23 protein-coding genes and 1 pseudogene are annotated in these 26,440 nt (G+C 63.3%); 6 read left to right on the top strand and 18 right to left on the bottom strand.

Annotated features, from left to right (window positions below; all coding sequences use genetic code 11):
* The first annotated feature begins 41 nt into the window (after positions 1–41).
* Positions 42–1,508: a lipopolysaccharide biosynthesis protein gene (locus ECTPHS_RS06375; RefSeq protein ID WP_008931883.1), complete on the top strand. Its 1,467-nt coding sequence runs from the start codon at positions 42–44 to the stop codon at positions 1,506–1,508.
* Positions 1,509–1,589: 81 nt separating this feature from the next.
* Here the strand turns inward: ECTPHS_RS06375 and ECTPHS_RS06370 are convergent, their stop codons facing one another.
* From ECTPHS_RS06370 to ECTPHS_RS06345, 7 genes and pseudogenes are all read right to left on the bottom strand, one after another.
* Positions 1,590–2,330: a PEP-CTERM sorting domain-containing protein gene (locus ECTPHS_RS06370; RefSeq protein ID WP_008931882.1), complete on the bottom strand. Its 741-nt coding sequence runs from the start codon at positions 2,328–2,330 to the stop codon at positions 1,590–1,592.
* A 293-nt stretch (positions 2,331–2,623) separates the two neighbouring features.
* Positions 2,624–3,571 (bottom strand): polysaccharide deacetylase family protein, encoded by a 948-nt coding sequence (locus tag ECTPHS_RS06365; RefSeq protein ID WP_040405333.1) that lies wholly within the window; start codon positions 3,569–3,571, stop codon positions 2,624–2,626.
* A gap of 107 nt (positions 3,572–3,678) precedes the next feature.
* Positions 3,679–4,785, bottom strand: coding sequence for a glycosyltransferase family 4 protein (locus ECTPHS_RS06360; RefSeq protein ID WP_008931880.1), 1,107 nt, complete (start codon positions 4,783–4,785; stop codon positions 3,679–3,681).
* Positions 4,782–6,125 (bottom strand): phenylacetate--CoA ligase family protein, encoded by a 1,344-nt coding sequence (locus tag ECTPHS_RS06355; protein WP_040405295.1) that lies wholly within the window; start codon positions 6,123–6,125, stop codon positions 4,782–4,784. Before ECTPHS_RS06355 ends, ECTPHS_RS06360 begins: the two co-directional genes overlap by 4 nt.
* A gap of 11 nt (positions 6,126–6,136) precedes the next feature.
* Positions 6,137–7,129, bottom strand: coding sequence for a glycosyltransferase (locus ECTPHS_RS06350; protein WP_008931878.1), 993 nt, complete (start codon positions 7,127–7,129; stop codon positions 6,137–6,139).
* Positions 7,126–7,266 carry a hypothetical protein gene (locus tag ECTPHS_RS14940; RefSeq protein ID WP_210386898.1) on the bottom strand — a complete coding sequence of 47 codons (141 nt, stop codon included), beginning with the start codon at positions 7,264–7,266 and terminating at the stop codon, positions 7,126–7,128. Before ECTPHS_RS14940 ends, ECTPHS_RS06350 begins: the two co-directional genes overlap by 4 nt.
* 310 nt (positions 7,267–7,576) lie before the next feature.
* Positions 7,577–8,440: pseudogene (locus tag ECTPHS_RS06345) on the bottom strand (nucleotide sugar dehydrogenase); the annotation flags it as partial.
* A gap of 39 nt (positions 8,441–8,479) precedes the next feature.
* Here ECTPHS_RS06345 and ECTPHS_RS06340 point away from each other — a divergent pair.
* Together ECTPHS_RS06340 and ECTPHS_RS06335 are read left to right on the top strand one after the other, a co-directional pair.
* Positions 8,480–10,321, top strand: a complete 1,842-nt coding sequence (locus ECTPHS_RS06340) for an asparagine synthetase B (RefSeq protein ID WP_008931877.1) — start codon at positions 8,480–8,482, stop codon at positions 10,319–10,321.
* 308 nt (positions 10,322–10,629) lie between these two features.
* A complete protein-coding gene (locus tag ECTPHS_RS06335; RefSeq protein ID WP_008931876.1) occupies positions 10,630–11,412 on the top strand; it encodes a PEP-CTERM sorting domain-containing protein in 783 nt (260 codons plus the stop codon).
* A 235-nt stretch (positions 11,413–11,647) separates the two neighbouring features.
* Here the strand turns inward: ECTPHS_RS06335 and ECTPHS_RS06330 are convergent, their stop codons facing one another.
* Complete coding sequence (locus ECTPHS_RS06330) at positions 11,648–12,418, bottom strand: class I SAM-dependent methyltransferase (RefSeq protein ID WP_141565279.1); 771 nt, start codon at positions 12,416–12,418, stop codon at positions 11,648–11,650.
* Positions 12,419–12,539: 121 nt separating this feature from the next.
* On the opposite strand from ECTPHS_RS06330, the gene ECTPHS_RS06325 reads away from it, so the two are divergent.
* The 3 genes from ECTPHS_RS06325 to ECTPHS_RS06315 all read left to right on the top strand — a co-directional run bounded on the left by ECTPHS_RS06325 (position 12,540) and on the right by ECTPHS_RS06315 (position 14,523).
* Positions 12,540–13,616, top strand: a complete 1,077-nt coding sequence (locus tag ECTPHS_RS06325; protein ID WP_008931874.1) for a 3-deoxy-7-phosphoheptulonate synthase — start codon at positions 12,540–12,542, stop codon at positions 13,614–13,616.
* 86 nt (positions 13,617–13,702) lie between these two features.
* Positions 13,703–14,002: a nucleotidyltransferase domain-containing protein gene (locus ECTPHS_RS06320; protein ID WP_008931873.1), complete on the top strand. Its 300-nt coding sequence runs from the start codon at positions 13,703–13,705 to the stop codon at positions 14,000–14,002.
* Positions 13,999–14,523 carry a hypothetical protein gene (locus tag ECTPHS_RS06315; RefSeq protein WP_008931872.1) on the top strand — a complete coding sequence of 175 codons (525 nt, stop codon included), beginning with the start codon at positions 13,999–14,001 and terminating at the stop codon, positions 14,521–14,523. The genes ECTPHS_RS06320 and ECTPHS_RS06315 overlap by 4 nt, the downstream gene beginning before the upstream one ends.
* A 104-nt stretch (positions 14,524–14,627) precedes the next feature.
* Here ECTPHS_RS06315 and ECTPHS_RS06310 read toward each other — a convergent pair whose 3' ends face one another.
* From ECTPHS_RS06310 to ECTPHS_RS06270, 10 genes are read right to left on the bottom strand one after another with little or no spacing between them, the layout of a single operon-like run.
* Positions 14,628–16,520, bottom strand: a complete 1,893-nt coding sequence (locus ECTPHS_RS06310; RefSeq protein WP_008931871.1) for an XrtA/PEP-CTERM system amidotransferase — start codon at positions 16,518–16,520, stop codon at positions 14,628–14,630.
* Positions 16,521–16,525: 5 nt separating this feature from the next.
* On the bottom strand, positions 16,526–17,683 hold the full coding sequence (locus tag ECTPHS_RS06305) for a TIGR03088 family PEP-CTERM/XrtA system glycosyltransferase (RefSeq protein ID WP_008931869.1): 1,158 nt from the start codon (positions 17,681–17,683) through the stop codon (positions 16,526–16,528).
* The gene (gene xrtA / locus ECTPHS_RS06300) at positions 17,680–19,158 is read right to left on the bottom strand and encodes an exosortase A (RefSeq protein ID WP_246828325.1); all 1,479 of its coding nucleotides are present in this window, start codon (positions 19,156–19,158) and stop codon (positions 17,680–17,682) included. Before xrtA ends, ECTPHS_RS06305 begins: the two co-directional genes overlap by 4 nt.
* Complete coding sequence (locus ECTPHS_RS15410) at positions 19,119–19,454, bottom strand: hypothetical protein (protein ID WP_008931867.1); 336 nt, start codon at positions 19,452–19,454, stop codon at positions 19,119–19,121. The genes xrtA and ECTPHS_RS15410 overlap by 40 nt, the downstream gene beginning before the upstream one ends.
* Positions 19,451–20,521, bottom strand: coding sequence for a FemAB family XrtA/PEP-CTERM system-associated protein (locus ECTPHS_RS06295; protein WP_040405293.1), 1,071 nt, complete (start codon positions 20,519–20,521; stop codon positions 19,451–19,453). Before ECTPHS_RS06295 ends, ECTPHS_RS15410 begins: the two co-directional genes overlap by 4 nt.
* The gene (locus tag ECTPHS_RS06290; RefSeq protein ID WP_008931865.1) at positions 20,518–21,393 is read right to left on the bottom strand and encodes an XrtA system polysaccharide deacetylase; all 876 of its coding nucleotides are present in this window, start codon (positions 21,391–21,393) and stop codon (positions 20,518–20,520) included. The genes ECTPHS_RS06295 and ECTPHS_RS06290 overlap by 4 nt, the downstream gene beginning before the upstream one ends.
* A 34-nt stretch (positions 21,394–21,427) precedes the next feature.
* Positions 21,428–22,450 (bottom strand): XrtA/PEP-CTERM system-associated ATPase, encoded by a 1,023-nt coding sequence (locus ECTPHS_RS06285; protein ID WP_008931864.1) that lies wholly within the window; start codon positions 22,448–22,450, stop codon positions 21,428–21,430.
* Positions 22,451–22,458: 8 nt separating this feature from the next.
* The gene (locus ECTPHS_RS06280) at positions 22,459–23,859 is read right to left on the bottom strand and encodes a TIGR03016 family PEP-CTERM system-associated outer membrane protein (protein ID WP_008931863.1); all 1,401 of its coding nucleotides are present in this window, start codon (positions 23,857–23,859) and stop codon (positions 22,459–22,461) included.
* Positions 23,856–24,866, bottom strand: coding sequence for an XrtA-associated tyrosine autokinase (locus ECTPHS_RS06275; protein WP_008931862.1), 1,011 nt, complete (start codon positions 24,864–24,866; stop codon positions 23,856–23,858). Before ECTPHS_RS06275 ends, ECTPHS_RS06280 begins: the two co-directional genes overlap by 4 nt.
* Positions 24,863–26,401, bottom strand: a complete 1,539-nt coding sequence (locus ECTPHS_RS06270) for an XrtA system polysaccharide chain length determinant (protein WP_008931861.1) — start codon at positions 26,399–26,401, stop codon at positions 24,863–24,865. Before ECTPHS_RS06270 ends, ECTPHS_RS06275 begins: the two co-directional genes overlap by 4 nt.
* Positions 26,402–26,440 lie beyond the last annotated feature (39 nt).

The raw sequence follows: 26,440 nt of genomic DNA, 5'->3' as shown, positions 1-26,440 counted from the left end.
TGCGAAAACGTGGGGATACTCCAGAATCAGAGCCTTCCTTCTTGGCCCATTCCCCCACCAGCGTCGCCAAGGGGGCCGCGCTGACCATCACCATGCGCTGGACCGACCGCCTGATCGGTCTTGTCAGCGTCATCATCCTTGCGCGCCTGTTGGCGCCCGAGGATTTCGGCATCATTGTCATGGCCTCCCTGGTCATTGGCCTGGCGGATGTTCTGCTGGATCTGGGCGTGCATGTGGCCCTGATTCAGAACCCCTCTCCATCTCGGGACCATTACAACACGGCCTGGACCCTGCGTCTGCTGCAATGTGCGGCGGCCGCCGCGCTGGTGTGGGTAGCGGCGCCGTGGGCGGCGGTCTTTTTTGACGAACCCCGCATCACCCTGGTCATCCAGGTACTGGCCCTCTCCTTTTTATTGAGCGGGCTGGAGAATATCGGCATCGTGAATTTTCAGAAGGAGATGCGCTTTGTCGAGGATTTCCAGTTTCTGTTTGCCCGACGAATAGTCGGCTTTGTGACCACCATCGGGGCCGCCTTTGTGCTGCAGTCGTTCTGGGCACTGGTGATCGGGACTTTGGTGGGGCGTGCCTTCGGCCTGGTACTGAGCTATGTGATGCATCCCATGCGGCCCCAACCGAGTCTGGCCCGATTCCATGAAATCTTTGGTATTTCCCAGTGGGTACTGGTACGCAATGTCGGCGTCTATCTGGATCAGTCGTTGCACATGATGTTGGTGGGGCGGCGGGACAACACCACAGTGACGGGGGGGTATTCCCTGGCCAATGAGATTTCCAGCATGCCCACCACGGAACTGCTGGCGCCCATCAATCGGGTGCTGTTCCCGGCCTTTGTGCGAGTGAAACAGGATCTGACTGAACTCAAGCGCCTGTTCCTGCTGGCGCAGGGGGTGCAGGCCCTGATCGTGATTCCCGCCGGCACGGGGCTGGCCCTGGTGGCCCATGAGGCGGTGGCCATCCTGCTGGGTGAGCAATGGGGATTCATCGTGCCGTTCGTGGAGATCATCGCGCTGGTCACGGTGGTCACCGCCCTGCTCTCCAGCGGCATCTATGTCTGCCTGACCCTGGGGCGTGTGAAGCTGGTGGCTGCCTATACCTGGTGGCAAGTGGGTGTTTTTGCCGTGCTCGCGGTGATGCTCTTGCCCCAGGCGGGTGCCTTGGAAATCGCTTGGTTGAGACTGTTCGTGGCGGCACTGGGGGTGGCCCTGTTTGCCGGGTTGCTGACCCGGACATTGTCGGGTCTGAAAGTGGGCGAGTTGGTGGGTGTGGTCTATCGGCCCCTGCTGGCGGCCCTTTTCATGGCACTGTGCGTGATGCAGCTTGGCGAGTTGATCCCGGGACCGGAATGGCTAATCCTGATGGCCCGCATCGGCCTGGGCATGGTCAGCTACACGCTGGCCATCATCCTGCTGTGGTGGCTGGCTGGCCGCCCCGCCGGGGCGGAAGCCTATGTGCTGAGGCAGGTACTCAGGCTGCGGCGGCGACATGACTGAAAAGGCCCCCTGCATCGTCATGTAACGCAGGGGGCCTTTGCCGATACGCCCTATGAGTGAAGACGGACGGGGCTCATTCCATCAAGAAAACATCCGGCGGCGACGCATGGCGGAGAACAGGCCCAGAATACCCATGCCCATCAGCAGCAGGCTACCGGGTTCGGGGATATCCGTCCGGACATGCTCGGCATAGACCCGGATATTGATATCACTGGACTTGTTCCAACCGAAGCCATTGGAATCCACCATGCCACCGAAGACGATTTCATCCAGGCCGGCATTACCGGAGAACCAGCGGTACAGATCATCCGACTGATCCTGAGGGGTGCCGCTCAGATCGGCGTTGGAAGCATGGTTGAACCACAGGGGCTGGAGATCGCCCGTGGTACTGATGCCATCCGCCGCAAAGAGATATTGGCCTTCGGAGAAGATCCCCAGATCAAAGAAGTCAATCTGCCAGATCTGAATGAAACTGCCACCGGACCCCTGGTAGGCCACACCGGGGTTATCCGGATAATCCACCGGGGTGATGGTGACGTTGGCATTGTCCGTCTCATTACCGGTCACGTTGGCCGTTGCCACGCGCGGCACCACGGTGTCTTCTCCCTGATCCTGCCCCAGGAACAGGGAAATGGTCTGGTAACGATCCCCCAGTTGGAAATCGGACTCATACCCCCCTGCAATGGCCCAGACGCTGATCCAGTAAATATTCCAGTAGTCGGTGTGCTTGGGCTGACAGGACAGGCAAGGCAGGGTGAAATCATCACCAGCAATCCATGCATCGCCGGTTCCATCGGCTTCACTGCCGAAATCCCAAGCCACGTTGCTTCGATCCGGACCGGCAACGTTATTGAGGTTTGTATTGGGGAGTCCGCGATCAACAACCAGCGCCGCCGAAGCAACACCGCTCATCCCCATCGCCAGCAGCCCAACCATACCGCCGGCAATACATGCCGATTTTAGCGTTTTCATTGATGTCTCCGACGTCGCTTGATTTCTCCGCCTGAAACAAGCAAAAAAGACACCAGTTTTTTAATTCATTGATAATCAAAGCCTTAAAAAGGCCAGAGAGGTATTTTAAGATGAGGATGTCAACCATCCCGACAGTGAGGTTATCAGGACAAAGGGACCCGCGTTGAAGCCGCATTGACCGCATTGAGCAATAGGCGCGCCATGAAGCGGGATGGAATGCGATCCCAAGGTGAAAAGCGAGGCAGTTGCCAGCGGTCGGCATTCCGGGTAGCCACGCCGCCGGCGGTGCTGAAGGCGGCTTCGAAACCCAGATCGCGCACCAGCCTGACATGTTCGGCCTGATAGTCATCAAACGGACGGCCGTTGGGATAGGCGAACAGAGTCACCGACTCATCCAGCAGGGACTGCAGCTCGGCTCGTCCCTGCTGGATTTCCTGCCGCACCGTCTCGATGCCCACGGTCGTGAAAATGGGATGGCTGACCGTATGACAGCCCAAGACCATGCCGGATTTCTGCAACCGTCGAACCTGGTTCGAGGTCATCATCAGGTCCGTGGGCAAACCGCTCGATACGGGCTCGATGATGCGCTGTATCAGTGCATCACGGTCGGAAGGGTCCAGGTTTTTCAACAGGGCAATGAGTCGGCGGGTGGAACGGCGTTTTTCATGAATCGAGCCGGTCAGGAAACGCTGGCCCAGACTGTCGCTCAGATCCAGCAGGTCGGTTTCCATCAGGCGCATGGCCTCGATCACCGTGTCATGCCACATCCGCCCACCATCCAGATAGCCGGTGGAGATGAAAAACGTGGCGGGAACGCGATGCTTCAGCAGAATGGGCAAAGCCACGTTAGCATTGTCCGCGTAACCGTCGTCAAAGGTCACGCAGACCGCCTTGGGAGGCAAGGTGCCCTGGCTCAGTCTCTCCATGGCCTCCGGCAGGCTCAGCAAGTTGAAGTGTTCCGCCAGCAAGGCAATCTGCCAGTGAAAGGTTTCGGCATCCAGTGCTTCCGGCCTGAAGGGGTCCGGCTCGGGAAGGACCTGGTGGAAGATGAGAATGGACAGTCGCCCCTTTGCGCCACCCTTGCAGATCATGGGCAACAGCCTTCCGGTCAGATCCACCAAGCCGCGATCCAGTCGACTACTGGGCTTCGGGGTCAGCAGGTTGCGGGACATACCGGAAATGGTTGCAGTGTAATGTGTCATGGTTCCATCGCCTCCCGATAGACGCCATATAACACCTGGCGTACCTGCTCCCATTGAAAGCCACCCACCGCCTCCAGACCATTGCTGCGCAGCTGTGACACCAGGCCAGGGGAATCCATGAGTCGGCATACGGCCTCGGCCATGGCCCGGGGTTCACCCGGAGGCACCAGCAGGGCGGTGCTGCCATCCTCCACCAGATAGGGTACGCCCCCCACATGGGTACTGACGACGGGAACCCCACTGGCCAAGGCCTCCAGAATGGAGTTGGGGGTGTTATCGATCAGACTGGGATTGAGCATGATGTCGGCGCTGCGATACAGGTCCGGCAGCAGGCCAACTTCCAGACGGCCGGCAAACGTGACCCACGGCGTCAGTTGCAGTGATTGCACCAGGGCCTCCAGGGCGGGGCGCTCCGGTCCGTCACCGGCGATGGTCATTCGCGCCTCGGGGTGATGTTCCCGGATCAGAGCCAGGGCACGGATGGCCGTGGCGTTGTCGTAGATGTCTTCCAGGTTACGGGTCACGATGAGGTGCGGCCCCCCTCCCCCCACTCCAGGGGTACAGGGGACATAGGATCGATGCGGGGCAAATTTTGAAAGGTCGATCACATTGGGGACCACCACCGCCTCGGCATGGAAACGCCCAAAGACATCCCGCAGAAAGCCGGAGGGAACGATGATGCGCGACGCCCGCGACATGGTGGGGCGTATCCAGCGCCAGGACTGCTCGAAGAAGGCTTCCGCCCCACCGCCCCGGTAATTGACGACCACCGGCACCCCCCGGATACGCCCGATCCAGATGGCGGGGGCCGCGAACAGATGCCAGGACCAACCGGAGTTGGCCATGACGTGCATGACGCTGATTCGGTCGCACAGCCGCCACAGGGATACCACATAGGGGACAAGACGAAACACGGCGCGCACGCCGCGGATGCGCTCAATCCAGTCGGGGTGATAGGGCGCGTTCATCTGCACCAGTTTCACCACCAGATGATCCTCCTGCAGTAGACGGGCCAGTTGCCGGGTCTGGTTGGCAATGCCGCCGGGGGGGGGTGGCAACGGTCCCACCAGACCGATGCGCCAGGTCGGATCAGGCGTGTTCATGGGCGGGCTGCGTAGGCTTCGGAAATGAGAGTGGCATATTTACCGGACTTCCCCGGCGGGATGTGGTCGGGAAACGAGAAGGTGACGGGAAGATCCGTGCCCATCATGCCCTGCATCCTGCGACACACCTCATCCAACAGGGCCTGGGGGAACGGGGCATCGCGCACCAGCAGGATCTCGATGGACAGGTCTCGACGCTGGATGATGCGGAACTGCTTGAGATCCGGCAGTTCCCGCAGGATGCCCACCAGGGCGGCACTGTGGATCAGACTGCCGTCCCGAGCCACGATGAAATCCGTCATGCGCCCCATGACCTGCCCCAGGGTGGGCAGGGTGAGTCCGCAGGGACAGGGCTCCGCCTCCAACGCCACTCGATCACCGAGGCGGTAGCGCAGCAGGGGCATGCCGTGGCCGTCGAGATTGGTCACCACCAGGTCGCCCACGCCCTGTGCATCGGGCTCATCCACCTCCAGCAGTACATGCTCGGCGGCGATATGCAGGCGCCCGGCAGGGCATTCGTGGGCCAGATGTCCGCCGTCACGGGAACCGTATTCGTTGCCCACCGGACACTGGAAGACCTCCAGCATCTTGTCCCGCTGGTTGGGATAGAGGACTTCGGAGGTGCAGGTCACCAGTTCGGGGCGCCAGCCGCCGAAGGCTTGTGGGTAGCGTTCCATGTAAAGGGCCACATGGTAGAGCACGGTGGGGTAGCCGTAGACCAGTCGGGGGCGAAAACGACGCAGTTGCTCCGCGCCCCGGGCCAGGGCCTCGTCACGCAGGTCCAGCCCGGAGATCACCACCTGATTGAGAAACCGGCGGTCCTTGAAGCGGCGCAAGGCGTCCTGCTTGCTCAACTCCACCGGGGACCCCCAGTAATCCACCTGACGACTCCCGGGCTCGATGCCGAACCAGGCCCGGCCCCGCAACTTGGCGGCATTGTGCCAGGATTCCTTGAGGGGATCGGTGTAGAACACCAGGGGCTGGCCGGTGGAGCCGCCGGTGGTATGGCGAATCAGCCGATCCCGGTGGTCATCGGCCGTCAGATCGTCCAGGTATTCGCGCACATCGGCCCTCTCCAGCAGGGGTAGCCGGGTCAGGACCTCCCGGCCCAGTTCTTCCGGATGGGACACCCCCAGCGCCTCGAAGCGCCGGCGGTAGAAGGGCACATGGTGCCAGCAATGGGTCATGAGCCTTTGCAGCTTGCGGTCCTGCAGGGCCTTGAGGGCATCCGGAGACAGGCGTTCGCTGCCCCTCAGGGAGGCATAACAGGCGGCAGTGCTGCGTCCCCGAAGGCGTTCATGGAGGGGGAACACTACCGAGCGAACGAACCCTTCATGCATGGAACAACCCCCTACCCTTGCCCGTTCATGGTCCTTTGGCAGATATCCTCAAAACACCTGGCCACCGCCAGGGAGGAGCAGTGATCTTCCACGTGGCGGCGGGCGGCCTGTGACAGCCGTAACCGCAGGGCCGAATCCGACAGGAGCCGATCCAGAGCCTGGGCCATGGCCTCAGGGGTATCCGCCTGCAAAAACTGCTCGCCATCGGTGAGCGGCAGGCCTTCCACCCCCAGCCCGGTGGAAACCACCGGCAGGCCCATGGCCATGGCCTCGTAGGCGATGCCGTCGATGTTGGCCTGCCAGTCCATGGCACCGGTGAAAATCAGGTGGTCCCCCTCGCCGGGCGGTTGGTAGGCAAAGAAGTCCAGATCCACGCCGGTGGGGATGGCCTCCACCCGATGGTTCCGGGGCATGGCCCGGAATGCCTCGGCATCCCGTTCCGAGACTGCCACCACGGTATCGAAGCGGGGCAGTTCCCGGGCTTCGAAACGAGCCATCTTGCGATGCTGGCCCCGCCAGACGTAGCGTTTCAAGGGATGACCGGCCACCTCGGCATGACGGCGAAAAATCTCCGCCTCCACGTTGTGGGTGAACATCACGGTGGGGCACAGGCTGTGGAGGGGGGCCAGGGTGGCGGCGTGGATGAAATCGAACACCGCCACCTGGGCACCCTGCTGAAGTTGTTCACGCACCCGTCGGCGGGCAACGGGGTCCACGCCGGCGGCCACGGAGACGGGCTTGAGGGACAGTAAATGGCGCAGCCGGGTGATCCTGTGCAACGGCCCGACACTACGGGCCGGCCAGGCGATGAAGCGGTCGCAGACCGCTTCGATCTCTTCCCGATGTCGGGCCGTCTGCTCGGGCGTGGCCGGCGACATGAGGGTGATGTGAAACCGCCCGCCCTTCATGCCCCGCAGGATCTGGGTGGTGCGGATCTTGCCGCCTTCGTCGGTGGGAAACAGAAACCGGGGTGACACAAAGACCAGGGACGGACGTTCGCTCACCAGCAGATCCCCTGATAGGCGGCCTTGAGGGCGCCGCGGTCCTTGAGTCCCACCAGGTCCAGCACCTGCTGTTCCGGACCGGCATGGGCCAGCAACTGTGCCACCAGCGGGGCATCACTCAGCCCCAGGACGATCACTTCCGAGTGTTCGATGAGGGCACGGCAATCTTCCATCAGCAGGGAGGCGATATGGGGCAGTGTCTCCTCGATGTAGCGCCGGTTGGCGCCGATGACCCGGGACAGCTGCACGTTGGGGTCGTGGATCTTCAGGTCCATGCCCTTGCCGATCAGACGCTCCGCCAGTTCCACCAGGGGGCTTTCGCGCATGTCGTCGGTGCCGCTCTTGAAACTCAGGCCGATCAGGCCCACACGCCGCTTGCCGCTGTCCAGGACAAAATCCACCGCATGGTCGATCTGCTGCTGTGCTGGGAATGAGGCTGCCGAGCATGGGTAGCTCGGTGTCCTGCTCCTTGGCCATGTAGAGGACCGCCCGCAAATCCTTGGGCAGGCAGGAGCCGCCGAAGGCAAAACCGGGACGCAGGTAGGCCGGGGAAATGTTGAGCTGACGATCCCGGGTGACCAGTTCCATCACCTCGCGGGAGTCCAGGCCCAGGGACTGGGACAGGCGTCCCACCTCGTTGGCAAAGACGATCTTGAGGGCGTGGAAGGCATTGCAGGCGTACTTGACCATTTCCGCCGTGCCGATCCCGGTACCCACGAACTCGCAGGGCAGATGTTCGAAGATGGGCTTCACCTGGTCCAGGGTGCGTTCGGAATCGGCACCCACCACGGTGAAGGGGGGATGATCATAGTCCTTGATGGACGAGCCTTCCCGCAGAAACTCCGGCTGGAAGGCCAGGCCGAAGCCCTCCCCCACCCGCTTGCCGGATGCGGATTCCAGCGTCGGCCCCACCAGTTCCAGGGTGGTGCCGGGCTTGACGGTGGAGCGTAGCACCACGGTGTGATAGTGGTCCGTCAAGGCCAGGGCCTCGCCGATCTGTCGGGCCACGTTGCGCACGGCGGCAAGATCCTGGCTGCCGTTGCGGCTGGAGGGGGTGCCGACACAGATGAAGGACACCTCGGAGCGGCGGATGGCTTCGCTCACGTCGTCGGTGACCGTCAAGCGTCCCGCCTGTACCACCTGGGCAGTGAGTTCCTGGATGCCTTCCTCCACGATGGGAGAATGCCCACGGCGCAACAGATCCAGCTTGTGCGAGTCGATGTCGACCCCGACGACCTCATGGCCATCCCTTGCCAGACACGCGGCCGAGACCGCCCCCACGTACCCCATCCCAAAGATCGCGATTCTCATGCTGGTCCATCCCGGTGGTTCGGATTACCATGATTGCTCATGCCCCATTATGCACCCGCCATGACCGACTCCCCCAACCTGCACGACGTGCATCCAGCCCAGGGCATTGCAGGGGCGCTGACCACGACTGCCGACATCGACGCCGTGATCCGTTCCACACTGGCCCAGGGACTGGAGGGCGGTGCCCTTGCCAGCCAGGGTCCGGCCTTTTGTGCCGGTACCGGAGGGGGAGTGCTGCAAACCGATGGGCTGATCCTGGCTCTGACAGGCCGGGCGCATCATGGCGACGCTACCAGCGTGGATGCCGTCCTGCAAGCACTGGCCCGGGATTACCGCCGTCAGGGCACGGCGGCACTGACCGCCCTCAAGGGGCCTTTTGCGCTGGCGATCCTGGAACCGGAACGCGGGCGCGGCCTGCTGGCGGTGGACAAGATCGGCATCCGGCAGCTCTATTATGCCCAGGACGGCACCCGGCTGAGCTTCTGCAGTGCCCTGGCCCCACTGGTGGAGGCGGGGCTGGGCGGTGATCTGGATGCCCAGGCGATCCATGATTATGTGTACTGTCATTTCATCCCCAGCCCCCGCAGCATCTACCAGGGTATCCGCAAGCTGCCCGGCGGACACGTGCTGGAGTGGGAGCGCGGGACGCATCGGGTACGCCCCTACTGGCTGCCCCGCTTTGAGGAAACTCCCGTGGATGTGGCCGGGGCGGGCAAGGAGATGCTGGCGATCATCGAGCAGGCGGTGCGTGATGCCGTCGCAGCGCCGGAAGCGCCGCGGACCGCCGCATTTTTGAGCGGCGGCCTGGACAGCTCCACCGTCACCGGGATGCTGGCCAGGGTGAGCGACGAGGCCCATGCCTATTCCATCGGTTTTGATGTGCCCGGTTACGACGAGATGGAATATGCCCGGCTTGCCCGCGGCCATTTCGGGGCCGTCGGCCATGAGTATTACGTCACGCCGGACGACATCACCACCTGGCTGCCGCATGTGGCGGCCGCTTGCGATGAGCCGTTCGGTAATTCCTCCGTGCTGCCGGCGTTTCTGTGTGCCCGCAAGGCCCGCGAGGAAGGGGTGGAACTGATGCTGGCCGGGGATGGCGGGGATGAGCTGTTTGCCGGCAACGAACGCTATGCCAAGCAGGGTGTATTCGAGCATTTCAACCGCCTGCCCGCCTGGGCCAGACAGGGGCTGATCGCGGGCACGGCCCCGCTGGCGAATCTGCCGCTGCTGCGCAAGGCCCACAGTTATGTCACTCAGGCGCGGATTCCGCTGCCGGATCGGATGGATACCTATGCCTTCCTGGAGCGCCATGATCCCCGGGAGGTCTTCACGGCGGGGTTCGTCGGCACGGTGGACCTGCACGCCCCCAGGGATCTGAAGCGAGGCCTGTTCGCGGCACCGGAAGGGGCTTCCCTGCTCAACCGCATGCTGTATCTGGACTGGCATTTCACCCTGCACGACAATGATCTGGTGAAGGTGAACACGGCCTGCCGGCTGGCCGGGGTGGAGGTGGCCTATCCGATGCTGGCCGAAGACCTGATGATGCTCTCCAACCGGATTCCGTCGGCGCGGAAGCTCAGGGGCAACCAGTTGCGGTGGTTCTACAAACAGGCCTGCCGGGATTTTCTGCCGGAGGCCATCATTCAGAAGAAAAAGCATGGGTTCGGCCTGCCTTTCGGCATCTGGCTGCGGGATCATCCGCCCCTGCGGGATCTTGCCCTGGATGCACTGACCCGCCTCAAGGGGCGGGACATCATCCGGCCCGAGTTCATCGACGCGCTGATCCGCCTGCACCGGGACAAGCACGCCGCCTATTACGGAGAGCTGGTGTGGGTGCTGATGGTGCTGGAGTTGTGGCTGGCCGGACGCCGGCTTTGAGCGTAAAAAATTCCGACACCACCCCCACCTTCATCGTCCGGCCTCCGCATGGCGCCCCAAAACGAGGGCAGGCCTCGGGGCTGGGGCGTGGTTTATTAGCCATTTTCTGCCTTGAAAAGCCGCATGATGGGCACGCTCTATCTTGACACGCAAAAACGTCGGATTTCTTTACAATCTCAAGACTAAAAGCTTGAGGCATTCCGCATAAAATCGCATCCGGAAGCCGTTTCATCGATCATGGCACGATTAGTGCTTTATTAATTGGCATGCAGTTTTCGCCGCGTTTTTTCGTGAAGGATACGATTTCGATGAACACATCCCACAAGAAGAACAACACACTGAAGCATCTGGTCATGGCACTGTTGGTCGGCGCCGGCGCCTTGGCGGGCACGGCTCAGGCTGCGGTCATTACCTTGACGCCGGGGGAAGGCTCCGGGGTGACGCTGTCCAACTCCAATCTCGCAGCACCGAATCGCCTCAGTTTCTCGGATCTGGGGTGGAATACATTCACCGTGAACACGGAAACCAAAGAGATCAGTGGTCTGGAGAGCCTTTTCAAGGTCAGCGCGGCAAATAGTGGATCTACATGTTCTGCTTCTTTTTTTGGATTATGCTTGACCAGGAATTATGGCCCTACGAACTTTGCCACCGACATCACGATCAATCTGGTGCTTGATGAAGCCCCCTATGAGGCGTGGATCGGAGCAACATACAGCATGACCGGGGTGCTCTCTTACGCTAGGCATGACAATGAGCGGATAGGGCTTTGGGGAAGTGCAGGCTACGACACCAAGCAATCAGACCTCGTCTGGCACAGCGAGATGCTCATCGGGGACCTGAATGGCAACCATGTCCAGCTCGGTTTCGACAACCTGACGAATTTCCACGGTCAGGGCTGGCAGTCCGTGACCCCGACGGTGACAAGCGCTTTTGCCAACCCACCGTCCACCGGCACTGCCTCTGACCCGTCCAACGAACCGGCGGATAACGGCACCCCCGTCACCGCCGTCCCCGAGCCCGGCATGCTGGCCCTGTTCGGTGCCGGCCTGCTTGGCGCAATGGGCTTCCTGCGGCGCAGACGCGCCATCTGATCCTTGCCCGTCGTAGCAAGGCACTCCCCTCACCCCAACAAGGCACTCCCCCTCACCCCAACCCCTCTCCCGCAAGGGGAGAGGGGCTGCTTTCCCCCGCGGATTCGGGAACGGGTCCCAACCCCTCTCCCGCAAGGGGAGAGGGGCTGCTTTCCCCCGCGGATTGGGAACGGGTCCCAACCCCTATCCCGCAAGGGGAGAGGGGCTACTTTCCTCCATGGATTGGGAACTGGCCTTACCCCCTTCTCCCCTCGGGGGAGAAGGGCCGGGGATGAGGGGAACGTTTGGCGGACACCAGAATGGCGTGGCTGAGCAGGCTGCCCAACCCCGGAACGGCCCGGATCAGCCGCCGCATCCAGGGCCTTTCCAGCAATGACTGATACCGCTGCAGACGCCCCGGCAGGATGGGGATCCAGTGCACCTGCACCTCCGTGGCCCCTTCCCGTTCCAGCCAGACGGCAAGATCACCGACCCGGTCGTACCGAAGACCCGGCGCACGCCCCGTCAATCGGGCCACCAGACACCGGACCCGGGTGGTCAGGCAGTCACGGTTCAGAGCGTCGATCCAGACCTGTCCGCCCGGTCGGGTGGCATGCACCAGCTCCCGCACCGCCTGCTCCGGCCGTGACAGGGCCTGCATCACACCAAAGCACAGGACACCGTCCAGGGAAGCGGGACGGATCGCCAGCTGCGTCACATCCCCCACAGCCCAGGTCATCGCCGCCGGACTGCGTTCCCGGGCCTTTTGTACCGAGGGCAGGGAATAGTCCATGCCGATGGGACTGACGCCCTGCCCGGCCAGATAACGGGTATAACTGCCGGCCCCGCAACCCACGTCCAGCCACAGGGCACCCGGCGCATCCCCCGGCCAGAGGCGCTGAAAGTTTCTCAACCGGGCCTCCAGGCCGGACCGTGTCCAGCCGGCGATGTCGGCGTCATCCTGACAGACCGTACCGCGCTGAATGAAGCGTTGACGCCATTGTTCTTCGAATTTTGGGCGGGGCATGAAGTCTTGGGAAAAATTCCGGGCGGGCTGATAGTTTGAGGCTTGGAACCGCATTGCACAATGCAATGCATTTTCGCGTTAGACTGTCAAGATTGTCACCCTTTTACGCCGGATCACCCGCATGACCACAGCTCAGACCGAAAACCTCAACATCGCCGCCATGGACTACATGCCCTCCCCCCGGGAGATCAAGGCACAGTTCCCCCTGTCCGATGCCGCGGCCCGCAGTGTCCTCGCCGGGCGCAAGGCCCTGTGCGACATCCTGGATCATCGGGATCCGCGCCTGTTCGTGGTGGTGGGTCCCTGCTCCATCCACGACCCCGAGGCCGGCATGGACTATGCCCGACGCCTGAAGATGCTGGCGGACGAGGTATCGGATGTCATGCTGCTGGTGATGCGGGTCTATTTCGAAAAGCCCCGCACCTCGGTGGGCTGGAAGGGGTTCATCAACGACCCCCATCTGGACGATACTTTCCGCATCGACGAGGGCATGGCCAAGGCCCGGCGATTTCTGATGGACATCAATGAGCTGGGGCTGCCGGCGGCCACCGAGGCCCTGGACCCCATCGCGCCCCAGTACTACGGCGATCTGATCGCCTGGACGGCCATCGGCGCCCGCACGGCGGAATCCCAGACCCATCGGGAGATGTCCTCGGGCCTGTCCACTCCCGTGGGCTTCAAGAACGGCACCGACGGCGACCTGAGCGTGGCGATCAACGCCATCCTCTCCGCCGGCAGTCCCCACAGTTTCCTCGGCATCGGCAATGACGGGCAGTCGGTGATCCTGCGCACCCGGGGCAACCGTTACGGCCATCTGGTGCTGCGCGGCGGTAACGGGCAGCCCAACTATGACACCGTTTCCGTGGCCCTGGCGGAGCAGGCCCTGGACAAGGCCGGCATCCCCCGCAACATCGTGGTGGACTGCTCCCACGCCAATTCCTCCAAGAACCCGGAGTTGCAGCCCCTGGTAATGAAGGACGTGATGCACCAGATCCGGGAGGGGAACCGTTCTATCGTGGGGCTGATGGTCGAGAGTTTCCTGGAGGCGGGCAATCAGCCGCTGACGGCGGATCGTTCCAAGCTGCGCTACGGCTGTTCCATCACCGATGCCTGCGTGGACTGGGCGACCACGGAGGCGATGATCCGCAACGGTGCGCAGATGCTGCGGGAACTGATCGACGATCGTATCTCGGCCTAAAGCCCGAACTCCCGCGTTCGCGGGAGTGACAAGGAGTGACGGAAGGAAAGGGCGGGAGTGACGGTAAAGACGCAAGAAACGGCGCCATGCGACTCAGCAGCGAGCAGGTCGATATCATCACGCAGACGGCACGGGACATCTTCGGTTCCGATGCCCGGGTGTGGCTGTTCGGCTCACGGGTGGACGATGCGCGGCGTGGCGGGGATATCGATCTGCTGATCCAGTGCCCAAGCCCCCAGGAAGATCGGGAACGCAAGTCTCTACGCCTGGTCGCCCGACTGCAGATGGCCATGGGTGACCAACCCATCGATGTGCTGGTGCTTGACCCGGACATACCGCCTAGACCCATCCATGAAAATGCCTTGAAAACCGGAGTCATCTTGTGAATCGGGAGGATCTATTACCGGTTGATCGTTTCCTGGACACTCTGGATATCGTGTCGCGGGAAGGACGCCACTTGGCCTACAGCTGGCGACGCCTTTACCAGGAAGACATTTCCGAGACATGGGTTCGCGAATTGGAAGCAAGGCCCGATATCGCCGAGAGACTGGAGGCCTTCGTTTCCCGGTTTGCACGAATGCAGGACACCATTGCCGACAAACTCCTGCCACGCTGGCTGATGGCTCTGGCGGAAACCCCCGGTAGCCAGATCGAGGTCCTCAATCGTGCCGAGCGACTGGGTGTCCTGGACAGCACGGAAGTCTGGCTGGAAGCCCGCAAGCTGCGCAACAGGCTGATTCATGAGTACATGACCAGCCCGGCGGAATTTGCCGATGGCCTTCTCCTGGCGAAGGATTATGCCCTGATGCTGATGGACACCCACGAGAATCTTCGTCGTGACGCCCGGTCCCGCCTGAATCTGCCGGAGAGCCGGTTGCCGGAGATGATCCTGCGACCGGATTCTTGATCACCGCCCTGCCCACTTTAAAGTTACAACACGTCATTCCCGCGAACGCGGGAATCCAGTCGAGGACGGGGAACATGGACTCCCGCTTTCGCGGGAGTGACCGCTCACCCTTCGTTGCGCCGCAAAAACGCCTCGAACATGAACAGGGACCACAGGGGGGCGCTGTAATCCCGGCGTCCGCTCACATGGGCATCCACCAGATGCCGGAGGGTACTCATCTCGAAAAGACCGGCATCCTGTAGCCGGTCGCCGAGGATGGTGTCCTGCAGGCGCTGTTTCAGGGGGCCGCGGAACCACTGGTCCAGGGGCACGGCAAAGCCCTGCTTGCGCCGGTACAGGATGTCCTTGGGCAGGTGCGGCTCCATGGCCTTCTTCAGCAGGTACTTCCCTTCCCCACCCCGGAGCTTGAGCGACGGCGGCAGACCCGAGATCCATTCCACCAGGGGATGATCCAGGATGGGCACCCGCACCTCCAGGGCATGGGCCATGCTGGCGCGGTCCACCTTGGTGAGGATGTCGCCGGGCAGATAGGTCTTCATGTCCAGGTACTGAACCAGAGACAGGGGGTCTTCCACCGGGGCGCGGGCGGCGTGGCGGCGCAGCACGTCCACCGCCGTGTGCCCCTCCAGCTGACGGCGGAAAGCGGGGCTGTAGAGGTTCAGGCGCTGCTCGTCGCGGATGACCGCGATATTGTTGAAATACCCTTCCACCGCATCCCTGGCCAGAGCCTGGAAGGTGGCGCGGGCACGGAACATCCGGGGAGCCCGGTCCAGCTTGGGATATATCCGGCCCAGGGCGCCGAACAGGGGACGCCGCAGCCCCAGGGGCAGATGATTGCGCACCCGCTCCTCCTGCAGATGGAACCGGTAACGCCGGTATCCGGCCAGGGTTTCATCCCCGCCGTCCCCCGACAGGGCCACGGTGACGTCCTGCCGGGCCAGCTCGCAGACCCGGTAGGTGGGCAGGGCCGAGCTGTCGGCAAAGGGTTCGTCGTAGAGATCCGCCAACCGATCCAGCAGGCTGAAGTCATCCGGGTCCACCTGCCGCTGCCGGTGGCTGGTGTGGTAGCGCTCGGCCACCTGGGCGGCATGGGCGGACTCGTCGTAGCGGGGGTCGCTGAAGCCGATGGAGCAGGTCTTGACCGGGTCGTCCATCAGGCCCGCCATCATGGCCACCACGGCGCTGGAGTCCACGCCGCCGGACAGGAAGGCCCCCAGGGGCACCTCGGCCACCAGACGGATGCGTACCGCTTCGCGCAGGCGCTCCACCAGTGCCTCCATGGCCTGGGCCTCGTCCATGGGGGCATGGGGCTGGAAGGGTACGTCCCAGTATTCCCGTGGCTCCCCCGGTGCACGGCCCCGCTGCAACAGCAGGGTGTGGCCGGGGGGCAACTTGTGTACGCCCTGGTAGATGGTGCGCGGCTCGGGCACATAGCCGTAGGCGAAATATTCGTCCACCGCCCGGGGGTCCAGCGACCGGGGCAGGTCCGGGTGGGCCATCAGGGCCTTGAGTTCGGAGGCGAAGATGCACTGGCCATTGGGCAGATGGGCATAGTAGACGGGCTTGATGCCCAGTCGGTCCCGGGCCAGGAACAGGCTTTGGCGGTTGCGGTCCCAGACGGCGAAGGCGAACATGCCGCGAAAGTGACGCACGCAGTCCTCGCCCCATTCTTCCCAGGCATGGACGATGACTTCGGTGTCGCAATGGGTGCGGAAGGTGTGTCCGGCGGCCTTGAGGGTGTCGGTCAGTGCCGGGAAGTTGTAGATCTCGCCGTTGTAGGTGACGGCCACGGTGTGGTCTTCATTGAAAAGGGGCTGCTGGCCGCTGGAGAGGTCGATGATGGACAGGCGGCGGTGGGCCAGCCCGACCCCGGGTTCCAGGTGGACGCCGCCTTCATCGGGGCCACGGTGGAACTGGGTCTGGTTCATGCGTTCCAGCAGGCCCCGGTCGATAGGGGCCTGGCCCTGGATGTCGAAGATCCCTGTGATGCCGCACATGTTTTTTATCTCTTGGAGAGTCGGTCATAGACGTTCAGGTAGCCCTGCACCATGGCTTCCAGGCTGTAGCACTGCCGCGCCCGCTCCCGGGCAGTGCCGCCGTGGGTCCGGGCCAGGGCCATGTCGTCCAGATAGCCACCCAGGGCGTCGGCCAGGGCCTCGGGATCACCGGCGGGGATCAGGGTGCCGGTCCGGCCCGGCTCGATCAGGTCGGGATTGCCCCCCACCTCGGTGCCGATCACCGGCAGACCGGTGGCCATGGCCTCCAATACGGTGTTGCAAATGCCTTCCGCCAGGGAAGGCACCACGCACAGGTCCATCGCCGCCATCAGGTCGGGAATGTCGTCACGGTTGCCGGGCAGCCAGGCCAGGTCGGCGACACCGGCTTCCCGCAGACGGGCCTGCAACCCCTCCCGCAGGGGGCCGTCTCCGATCATCACCAGACGCAGCCTGCGCTTCAGCCCTTCATCCCGCCTCAGCAGGGCAAGCACGGCCTCCACCAGGATATCCGGGGCCTTGACCGCCTGCATCCGCATGACAGCGCCGATGACAACAGCCTCCGGGGGCGCGAATCCCTCCGGCAGGATGGAGCGGGCCTGGGCCTTGTCCCGGGGTGAAAAACGGACAACATCCACCCCGTTGCAGATATGGTTCAGGCGGGCCGGGGCCACGCTGATCTGCCGTGACAGGTAATCCAGCTGGTGCCGGGACAGGGCAATGTACTGGCCCACCAGGGGCCGGAACACACGGCGCAGGTGCCGGGTTTTGGCCCGGGAGCCGTCCAGATCACCGATGTCCCAGCCATGCTCGCCATGGACACGCCGCCTCACCCCCGCCAGGGCGGCAATGGCCTGGGTCTCCAGGGTGGCCATGTTGCGGGTATGGACAATGTCCGGCCGCAGTCGGCGCAGCAGCCGCCAGAGCCGGCCGTGGACCTTGAGGTCCTTGCCCTCCTGCTTGTGCAGGGCATGCAGCGTCACGTCGTCGCGGCGAATGCGGCGACTGAAATCGGTGTAGTCCGTCATGCACACGATGGCATGGCGGTAGCGGTCCGCCGGCATGTGGTTGATCAGGTTGACCAGACCGTTCTCCATGCCGCCCACGTCCAGACGATGAATGATGTGGGCCACCAGCGGTGGTGTACCCCGCGGGCCGTCGGTCATGAGCCCGGCTCCGACCGGTATTCCACCTGGATCAGCCCGGGCATGCGGGTCAGGAAGTCCTGCAGGACGGCCCGCCCCTCATCGGCGGTGATCGGGAACTCCGTGGTCACGGCCACCAGCAGCGAGCCGTCCCGATGGCCACTGAGCCGGGCCCAGGCCTCCAGGAGCTTGACCTCGATGGGTCGGGCGGTGGCACGATCCGCCACCTGGTACCAGTGCCAGACGATGCGGCCGCGATCTCCGGGACCGCGCATGACCGTTTCACGGACCATGTGGGACTCGCCGCCGGCAAGGGTCACGCCGCGCCCGGACTCGGAAATCCGGCGCCAACGGACTTCATCGTAGATCAGGTTACCGTAGGTGATGAGATCCGTACCGGCCTGGTCATGACGGTAATGAGACAGGTGCAACGCCAGCTCACGTCCGTTTTCAGACCGGTAGGCATGCTGGGACTGGTAATCCGGCTCGGCAAACCGGGGCTGCCAGGCCGGTGATTCGTCCCGCTGGGGCAAGGTCCAGCCCGTGACCTGGGGGGCAACCGGATAACGGTCACCGGCCAGGGCGGCCATGCGCTGATTGAGGCCCATCTCGGTCAGGGGGGCCATGGACAGAACCACGGCGGCCAGGACGAGGGGCATGACCACCGGGGAGACCGCCATGGGGGACGGGTTCCCGGCCTGTGTGGTCAGCGGTTGCCGGCTCTCCTCTTCCGGATGATCATCTTCCCGGAACAGGCTGCCCACCCAGAACAGCAGGAACATCACCACGCCGAAGAACAACCAGCCGTAGATCAGATGGTCCACCCCGACGGCGTGTTCCATGTCGGTCCAGTGGGCGATCATGATGATGCCGTAGGCCCGCAGGCCGTTGGCCACGATGGGCACGATGATGGCGAAGGCCGTGAACACCAGTCGCCGCCAGAGGCTGCGGTAAACCAGATAGGCGTACACCAGCCCCAGGGCCACCGAGGCGATCAGATAGCGGATGCCGCTGCAGACCTCGGCCACCACGAAATCTCCGGCGGGAATGCTGATGTAGTAGCCCTCGGCAAATACCGGCAGCCCCGTCAGACGCAGCATGAGCACGGTGAACCAGGCGGTATAGTCCTGCAGGATGGGGACCAGGAAGCTCCCCACCGGCCAGGCGAAAAAGATATAAGCCAGGGGGAAAGTCAGCGCCCTGGAGATGCCAAGCCCCAGAATCGTGATGACCAGGGCGGGCACCATGGCCACCACCACGAAAGTCTGGACTACGGTGACATCGGCGGCCCGGGCCAGAATCCAGCCGAAACCGAGAGCGGCGATCAGCAGGATGCCCAGGTAACTGGGCTGGGGGGTGAGTTCGGCCAGTCGGCGGCGCATGCGCCAGGCCAGAAACAGGCTGATGGGCAGGATGACCATGCCGTGGGCGTAGGTATCCGAGTTGAGCCAGATATTTACCAGCTTCTGCACACTGGGCCAGTAGAGGAGCACCATGGCGCCCATGCCCGCGGCCAGGAGTCCCAGGGCCAGGGGCCATGACAGACCCGCAGACTCGCCAGCTTGGCCAGCGGCGGTCGCAACGGCAACAGGCAGGTGCTCTCGCACAGGCGAGCCACGTCTTCCCGGTAACGCCAGTCGTGGGGGTCGTCCACGAACGCCCCCAGGTGAATGCGGTAGCGGCCCGCCAGGTGCTTGAGCAGGTTGAATGACCGGATCTTGTCCCCCTTATTGGGTGGGTACGGGATCCGGTGGACCAGGTAGAGCAGCGCCGGGCGTGTGGTGTCGTTCATCCCAGACCTCGGGAGAGACGGGGACCGATCAGGTTGGCCACCGGGGTGGGCAGACGCTTCCAGGCCTCGATGAAGAGACGGTACTTGGGGTTCAGGGGATTGATCTCGGGGATGGCATCCGCCTTCACCAGATGGTACTCGTAGTAGAGCGGCTGGGGCTGGAAGCCCCAGTTCTTCTTGAAGCTGAAGGAGCCGGTGCCCCGCTTGCTGCGACCGTAGTCGAAGCATCGGTAGCCGGCGGCGCAGGCGTGGCGCATGACCTCCCAGTAGAGGAAATCGAATCCGGCCAGTTCCCGGGCCGTGGGCATGCCACCGCCGTAATAGGGCAGCACCTCGTCGCGGAAGCAGAAGCTGAGCACGCTGCTCACCGGCTGGTCCCGGTGGGTGACGGTGAGGATCCGGGCATCCTGGCCGAAGGTGTCCAGCAGGCACTGGAAATAGCGGCGGGAGAACACGGGGGTGCCCAGGCGACGCACGCTGTCGGCATAGATGCCGAAGAAGGTGGCGACCTCATCCTCGAACCGGGATGCAAGCCCGTGCTTGATGCCCTTGCGCACCATGGCCCGCTGCTTGCGCGGGATCGCCAGCAGGTTGGCTTCTTCCTCCGGCTCGATGGGCTTGCGGAAGGTGACGTAGAGATCGTCCTTGCAGGGCCACTGGGGGCAATGACGACGCAGGTGACGCAGTTCCAGATAATCCACCCGAAGCGCCTCCGCCAGATCCCGGGCCGCGTCGATCAGGGCCTGGGCCGTGGCTTCGTCGTCGGCGGCCACGCCGCCGTAGACACAAAAGGGCATGGAGATGAGGGCATTGCCGAACAGCAGGGTCTTCACATGGCCCAGGGGCAGGATACCCCGTATCCGGCCGTCCTGTTCCGCGTACAAAAAGTGCGCGGGATGTCCGAAGGCCTCCCGCAGTACCCGGCGCCAGCCGCTGCGGTGAAAGAAGGTGGCTTCCGGACATGCCATGACATAGGCATCCCAGCGGGCCTCGTCGCCATCCTCAAGATGACGGATGGTCGGTGCTGTGCGGGCGTCACTGCCCTTGGTATCCATGACTGCATTCATGCGGGATTCACTGCCTGTTCAAGAAAGATCCTATCCATGCGTCCCCATTGAAAATCCGACAACAGCCGTTTGAGCCGGCCTTCGGTGCGGGACAGATTCAGGTAATGACGCACCCGGGTCTTGAGCCCGAGCCCGGTCTGACGGGGCTGATCGGGGTCGATCTCCCAGGGGTGGAAATAGAACACGGCGGCCTGCCGGTCCCGCTGGTTGACCTGACGAATGGCCCAGCGGGAGACTTCATAGGGCAGCAGGCGGAAATAACCGCCGCCGCCGCAGGGAAGCTTTTTGCCCAGCACTTCCACGGTGGTGACGGGGATTTCCACCAGATCGCCCTGCCCCGGCCGGAAGGAGAAGCGGGGTGCCTCGGGCATGCCGTAGAGATCGTGGTGGACCGGATAGATGCTGGAACTGTAGCGGTGGCCGGTTTCCCGCAGGGTATCCAGGGCCCAGAGATTGTCGCGGCCGATGGAGTAGCTGGCGGCCCGGTAGCCCAGTACCGGGGCACCCACGGTGTCTTCCAGCAAGGCCCGGGTTCGGGTCACGTCCTGGCGGAAGGCCTCGGGGGTCTGTTCCGTGGCCCGGATGTGGGACCAGCCGTGGCTGGCAATCTCGTGGCCTTCGGCCTGGGTGCGCCGGACCAGTTCGGGATAGCGTTTTGCCACCCAGCCCAGGTAGAAGAAGGTGGCCTTGGTGCCGTGGTCCGCAAAGAGTTGGAGGATACGGTCCACGTTGCGTTCCACCCGGCAGGGGAGTTCGTCCCAGGTGCCGCGACAGATGTGGTTTTCAAAGGCGGAGACGTGGAAATAGTCCTCCACGTCCACGGTCATCGCGTTGCGGATGCCTTGGACGGGGGTGGGTCTGGCTGTGTTCATGCGGTACTGCCTCCCCTGATTGTCTGCAAGAAGATCACTCCTTCATCAAATGTTTCACCGCCCGCCGCAGCAGGGAAACCTCCCGGTAAAAGGACTTCTCCAGGGACTGAATCCGGCTCTCCAGGGCGGACACCCGTAACTCAATGTTGCCCCAGGAGTAATGGGCGGGCAGGCCTTGACCGTCATAGATGCCCCGGTTCAGGCCGTCCTCCACCGGACCGACACCCACCTCCTCCGGGATGGCGCTGATCTCTTCGCCCAGCTCCCGGGCCACGGCCTGGACCACTTCGGCATCGATCCCGTGACGCTCCTCCAGAAAGGCGTACAGCAGCAGCCGATCCGCCAGGCTGTTGATGCGACGGGGGATGCCCTGGGTCTGGCGGTAGATCTCGGCAAAGGCCTCGGTCTCGAAAGCCGGGTCGTTCTTCCACCCGGCGAGTTCCAGCCGGTAACGGATGTATTCCTCGGTCTCTTCCAGGGACAGCGGCGTGAGGTGGCAGGCGGCGATGAAACGCTGGCGAAACTGTTCCAGCTCCGCCATCTGCAGGGTGCGCCGGAACTGATTCTGTCCCAACAGGAAGCTCTGCAACAGCGGCCGACCGGCAAGCTGGAAGTTGGACAGCATGCGCAACTCCTCCAGGGCATGGGGCGGCAGGTTCTGGGCCTCGTCGATCACCAGCAGAACCCGCTTGCCTTCCCGGGACTTGTCCACCAGAAAACGCTCGATGCGGGTGAGCAGGTTGGCCTTGCTGTCGCTGCCCACCTGCATGCCGAAGGCCATCGCCACCATGCGCAGCAGGTCGTCGGCGTGGAGTTGGGTGGTGACGATCTGGGCGGCAAAATAGTCCCGCTCGGAGATGTCGTTGAACAGCATGCGCACCAGGGTGGTCTTGCCCGTCCCCACATCGCCGGTGATGGCGATGAAACCCTCTCCCTGACTCAGGCCGTACTGCAGATAGGCCAGGGCCCGCTTGTGGATGCGGCTACCGAAAAAGCACCGGGGGTCGGGGCTGAGCTGGAAGGGCTTGCGATCCAGTTTGAAATAGGCTTCGTACATGGGCGGCCCTAGAAGGTCCTGCTCAGGGTGGCGGTGACGCGGTTCTCCTGGTAATCGAAATCGTCCTGATTGGAGTCACGCTCCTGGTAGCGGTATTCAATGGCGGCGGAGGTGTTGGCACCCAGGGTCCGGCTCAGGCCGAGACCCACGTTCCACAGATCGTCCTTGCGGCTGTCCCGGTCATAATCGGAGCGCTGCCACTGGGATGACAGGGTGGCCTGAGTACGTGGGGCGACCCGCCAGCCCAGGTTGGCGCTGACGCTGTGTATTTCCTGATCGCCCCGATCGTTCTGGTAGAAGCGTTCTTCACGGGCGGCTGCAAGCCCCCAGGAAAGCTTGGAACGTTGCCCCGACGCCGAGATGTTGAGGCGCTTGGAGATGTAGGCATCGGGCACCAATTCGGGAACGAACCCCAGCGGAGGTTCACCGCCGAACTCGATAGGCACGGATTCGACACGGCTCAGAGAAGTGACGGACTCGGAATATCCTACTCTCCAAGTCGCGTGCCGGAAACGATGGCTGAAGGTCAGGCCGTAGGTATCATCGAAGAAGCGTTCGCCGTAGAAGGCATCCAGGCTGGTGCGAGGGCCGGGCAACCAGGTAAATCCGGCGCGCCAGAAGGTGTCGTCCGGGTCCGCCGCTTCGGCGGCCCGATTGTACCGGTTGCGCTCATCCCCACCCGCCGCATAGACGCTGAACTGGGGGCTGATGTTCAGACGAACCAGGGCCTCCAGGGATTCCAGGGTCACATCGGTGCCGTCGTCGTAGGCGGACTTATCCCAGGAATAGGACAGCGCCCAGCCCACCGTGGTGAAACGGGGACCGCTGTCCAGGGTGGCCTGAATCCGCTGGTTCTCGCTGTTGTTGCTGGTGATGCCGCCGGACTGGTAGTCCACCTTGTCCCAGGCGTAACGCAGTTCCCCCGTGGCAAAACTGCCGAAGCCCTGACGCCAGTAGGGGGACACGGAATAGCGGGCCACATCGGAACGATCAGTGGTGGAGATGTTGTCACCGGCAAAACCGTCCCTTGCATCCCTCAACTGCTGTCCGTAACTGGCCGATGCATCAAGGAAAAGGGTTTCACGAATCAAAGTGGTGGTGCTGTTACCCGAAAACTGGTGGTAAACGGTGTTGCGACCGTCGTCCTCCCAATAGGCCAGACTCTGCAGGTTGTAGCCCAGGGAAAGATCGGTGCGCCCACCGGATCGTTGTAGTGAAAAGCCGGTATTGAGCTGGGAGACCGAATCACTTTCCTTGTCCTCGCTCCGGGGGGCCAGGTTCACGTTGTCCGTATAGGTCTGGGACACAGAGACACGGGGCGTGAAGTCCCAGCTACCGGCCTGGGCAGCGGCGCCGACATGCACCAGCACCAGGGAGCCTAACAGGGTGCCGAGAGGCTGGATTCTCATGCCGGGGTTTCCTTGGCGGTGCCGGCCTTGCCGTGGTAGCCGTAGCCATACCCATAGCCGTACCCGTAGTTGCCCAGACTGCGGCGGACCTTGTTCAGGACCAGCCCGATGGGCTTGGAGGTATCCAGCATGGCGAGGGCATCCTTCACCGTACCTTGCAGGGTGCGGCTGGACTCGACCACGAACACGATCTGCCCCACCAGACCGGCCACCACCACCGACTCGCTGGTCAGCAGCAAGGGCGGGGAATCGAAGATCACCACCCGATCCGGGTAGCGCTCCGCCAGTTCCCGGGTGAGCCGAAGCATGTCTTCACTGGCCAGCAGTTCGTTGGAATGGGGGTGGTAGCGCCCCATGGGGATGACCCGCAGCTTGGGGACATTGGTCTTGATGATCACATCCCCCACGTCCAGATCCTTGTCCAGCAGCAGGTCGATCAACCCGGGCCCCTGGGGCGTGCCGAGGACCTGATGGACGCGGGCACGACCGACATCGGCATCCACCAGCAGCACCGTCTTGTCCATTTCCATGGCGATGCTCATGGCCAGGTTGATGGCGGTGAAGGTCTTGCCTTCCCCCGATTTGGCGCTGGTTACCATAATGAGGTTGCCCTGCTCCACCAGTTCGGCGCCGCGGCCGAAGGCATTGGCCAGCAACGGGCGCTTGATCATGCGAAATTCTTCCGACACCTGGTTGCGCTCGGAATTGGCGGTGATGAAACCCTGTTCCCGCAGATGGCCCAGATTCAGTTCCACGTACCGATCCGAGGCCGGGTCCACGTCCGGCGGTGGCGGCGGAATATCGGGCAGGGTGTCGAAGGGCGGCATGGGGGCCGAAACAGGCAGGGCTTCCCGTTGATCATCCGTCGTCTTGCGGCTGGCCGCGCTGGTTACGGCTGGTGTCCTCGCTTCGGGTTCGGCGCGAGGCGGGTCACGGGTCTCAGGTCCGGCTTCCAGCCGGCGCACCGCCTTCTCGATGAGGCTCAGATCGGTCTGTTTGTCGCTCATCCCAGCAGCCTCTCAACGATGGACAGGTGAATGCCGCCGGCAGCCACCACGGCAAAGTACGCCACCAGCAACAGCCCTCCCACGCCGGCGAAGGATATCAGTTCGATCCGTTCCCGCAGGCGTCGCTTCGAACTGGTGAGCAGGCTCACCGTGCCCAGCACCGGGAAGCCGGTGACCTTATTGAGGGACCGACGATTGTCGAAGACCGGCCGCAGCTGACCGATCAGGAAGGCCAGTCCGCCGCCGATGCCCAGGCCCGCCAGCAGGGCCATGGAGAACATGGCGGGGCGATTGGGGGCGGATGGGGACGAGGGGACCCGAGCCGGCTCGATGACCCGGAACTGGACCTGCTCGCCACGCTCCTCGACGCTACGGCTCAGGGCGGCCGACTCCCGGCGACGCAGGAGCTGTTCATACTGTTCACGGTTGACGTTGTAGTCCCGGTCCAGGCGCGACATCTCCGCCTCAATGTCGGGGATGATGTCCACCAGACGCTGCAGTTCCGCCACCTGACTCTGGTGCTGCTGCAAGCGGACCCGCAGGCTGGCGATTTCCACGTCCGCGTTGGACAGGGTCATGCGCATCTGCTGATACACCGGGTTGGTATCCAGCTGCTCCATGCTGGGACCGCTCTGGCGGGCCAGACGGACCTCTTCCTCCCTCTGAACCTGCAGATCTTCTATGGTGCGGCGGATGCTCTGGATGTCCGGATGCCGTTCCGTGAAGGTCAGCAACAGTTCGTCCAGGCGGGCCTGAAGGTTCTGAATACGGGCATCGATGGCCGCCGTCGCCTGGGTGGTCCGGGTACCACCCATGATGCCGAACGTGGGTTCTTCACCGATCAATTGTCGCCGGATTTCCTCGCGGCGATTTTCCGCCTCTCTCAACCGCAGCTGGGTTTCTTCAAGCAGGCTTTGGGCCTGCTGGAGGCGGGAGTAGTAGTTTCCCCGGTCCCCTGGCAGCAGGCCGACGTTGTCACGACGAAAGTCCGCCAGACGCCGTTCCGCGGAAACCAGGCGCTGCTCAAGCTCACGGATCTGCTGATCCAGGAAGCGCCGTGCCACGTCGGTATCCGTCCGGGTATCCCCCAGCGCACCTTCCACGAAACGGTTCAGCAGGGCCTGGACCACGTCATAGGCATGGCGTGGATTGCCGTGGGTGTAGGCGATGGTGTAGACGTTATCCTGACGCCCGGCGGAGATGCTGATGCCACTGCGCAACTGACCGACGATCCGCTGCATGTCCGCATCGGTGTGGGCCTGAAGGTGCAGATCCGTGGCCCGGGCCACCTCTTCCAGGTTGGGGCCGGTGAGCATGGTGCGGGTCATGAAGGCCACCCGCTGGGAGACGTTGGTGTCCACCGCCAGGCCCCGGAGCAGGGGACGGAGCATGGATTCCGTGTCCACGTGTACCTGAGCGGAAGCGCGGTACTGGTCCGGCAGCTGGGAGACATAGAGCCAGCCGGCCATGCTCACCGCCCAGGCGACCACCAGGACCACCCAGCGATAGCGCCAGATGTCGCGCAAGTAGCCCAATATCTGAGAGATGATTTCCTACATGGCGGTCTCCTCGCC

The organism is Ectothiorhodospira sp. PHS-1 (assembly GCF_000225005.1).
Lineage (GTDB): Bacteria > Pseudomonadota > Gammaproteobacteria > Ectothiorhodospirales > Ectothiorhodospiraceae > Ectothiorhodospira.
This window is presented reverse-complemented; position numbering and strand designations above follow the sequence as displayed.

Excerpts from the sequence above, each read along its gene's own strand:
- ECTPHS_RS06365 (WP_040405333.1), bottom strand. The coding sequence starts at position 3,571 with ATGATCTGCAAGGGTGGCGCAAAGGGGCGACTGTCCATTCTCATCTTC.
- ECTPHS_RS06360 (WP_008931880.1), bottom strand. The coding sequence starts at position 4,785 with ATGAACACGCCTGATCCGACCTGGCGCATCGGTCTGGTGGGACCGTTG.
- ECTPHS_RS06355 (WP_040405295.1), bottom strand. The coding sequence starts at position 6,125 with ATGCATGAAGGGTTCGTTCGCTCGGTAGTGTTCCCCCTCCATGAACGC.
- ECTPHS_RS06340 (WP_008931877.1), top strand. The coding sequence starts at position 8,480 with ATGCCCCATTATGCACCCGCCATGACCGACTCCCCCAACCTGCACGAC.
- ECTPHS_RS06335 (WP_008931876.1), top strand. The coding sequence starts at position 10,630 with ATGAACACATCCCACAAGAAGAACAACACACTGAAGCATCTGGTCATG.
- ECTPHS_RS06330 (WP_141565279.1), bottom strand. The coding sequence starts at position 12,418 with ATGCCCCGCCCAAAATTCGAAGAACAATGGCGTCAACGCTTCATTCAG.
- ECTPHS_RS06325 (WP_008931874.1), top strand. The coding sequence starts at position 12,540 with ATGACCACAGCTCAGACCGAAAACCTCAACATCGCCGCCATGGACTAC.
- ECTPHS_RS06320 (WP_008931873.1), top strand. The coding sequence starts at position 13,703 with ATGCGACTCAGCAGCGAGCAGGTCGATATCATCACGCAGACGGCACGG.
- ECTPHS_RS06310 (WP_008931871.1), bottom strand. The coding sequence starts at position 16,520 with ATGTGCGGCATCACAGGGATCTTCGACATCCAGGGCCAGGCCCCTATC.
- ECTPHS_RS06305 (WP_008931869.1), bottom strand. The coding sequence starts at position 17,683 with ATGACCGACGGCCCGCGGGGTACACCACCGCTGGTGGCCCACATCATT.
- xrtA (WP_246828325.1), bottom strand. The coding sequence starts at position 19,158 with ATGGTGCTCCTCTACTGGCCCAGTGTGCAGAAGCTGGTAAATATCTGG.
- ECTPHS_RS15410 (WP_008931867.1), bottom strand. The coding sequence starts at position 19,454 with ATGAACGACACCACACGCCCGGCGCTGCTCTACCTGGTCCACCGGATC.
- ECTPHS_RS06295 (WP_040405293.1), bottom strand. The coding sequence starts at position 20,521 with ATGAATGCAGTCATGGATACCAAGGGCAGTGACGCCCGCACAGCACCG.
- ECTPHS_RS06290 (WP_008931865.1), bottom strand. The coding sequence starts at position 21,393 with ATGAACACAGCCAGACCCACCCCCGTCCAAGGCATCCGCAACGCGATG.
- ECTPHS_RS06285 (WP_008931864.1), bottom strand. The coding sequence starts at position 22,450 with ATGTACGAAGCCTATTTCAAACTGGATCGCAAGCCCTTCCAGCTCAGC.
- ECTPHS_RS06280 (WP_008931863.1), bottom strand. The coding sequence starts at position 23,859 with ATGAGAATCCAGCCTCTCGGCACCCTGTTAGGCTCCCTGGTGCTGGTG.
- ECTPHS_RS06275 (WP_008931862.1), bottom strand. The coding sequence starts at position 24,866 with ATGAGCGACAAACAGACCGATCTGAGCCTCATCGAGAAGGCGGTGCGC.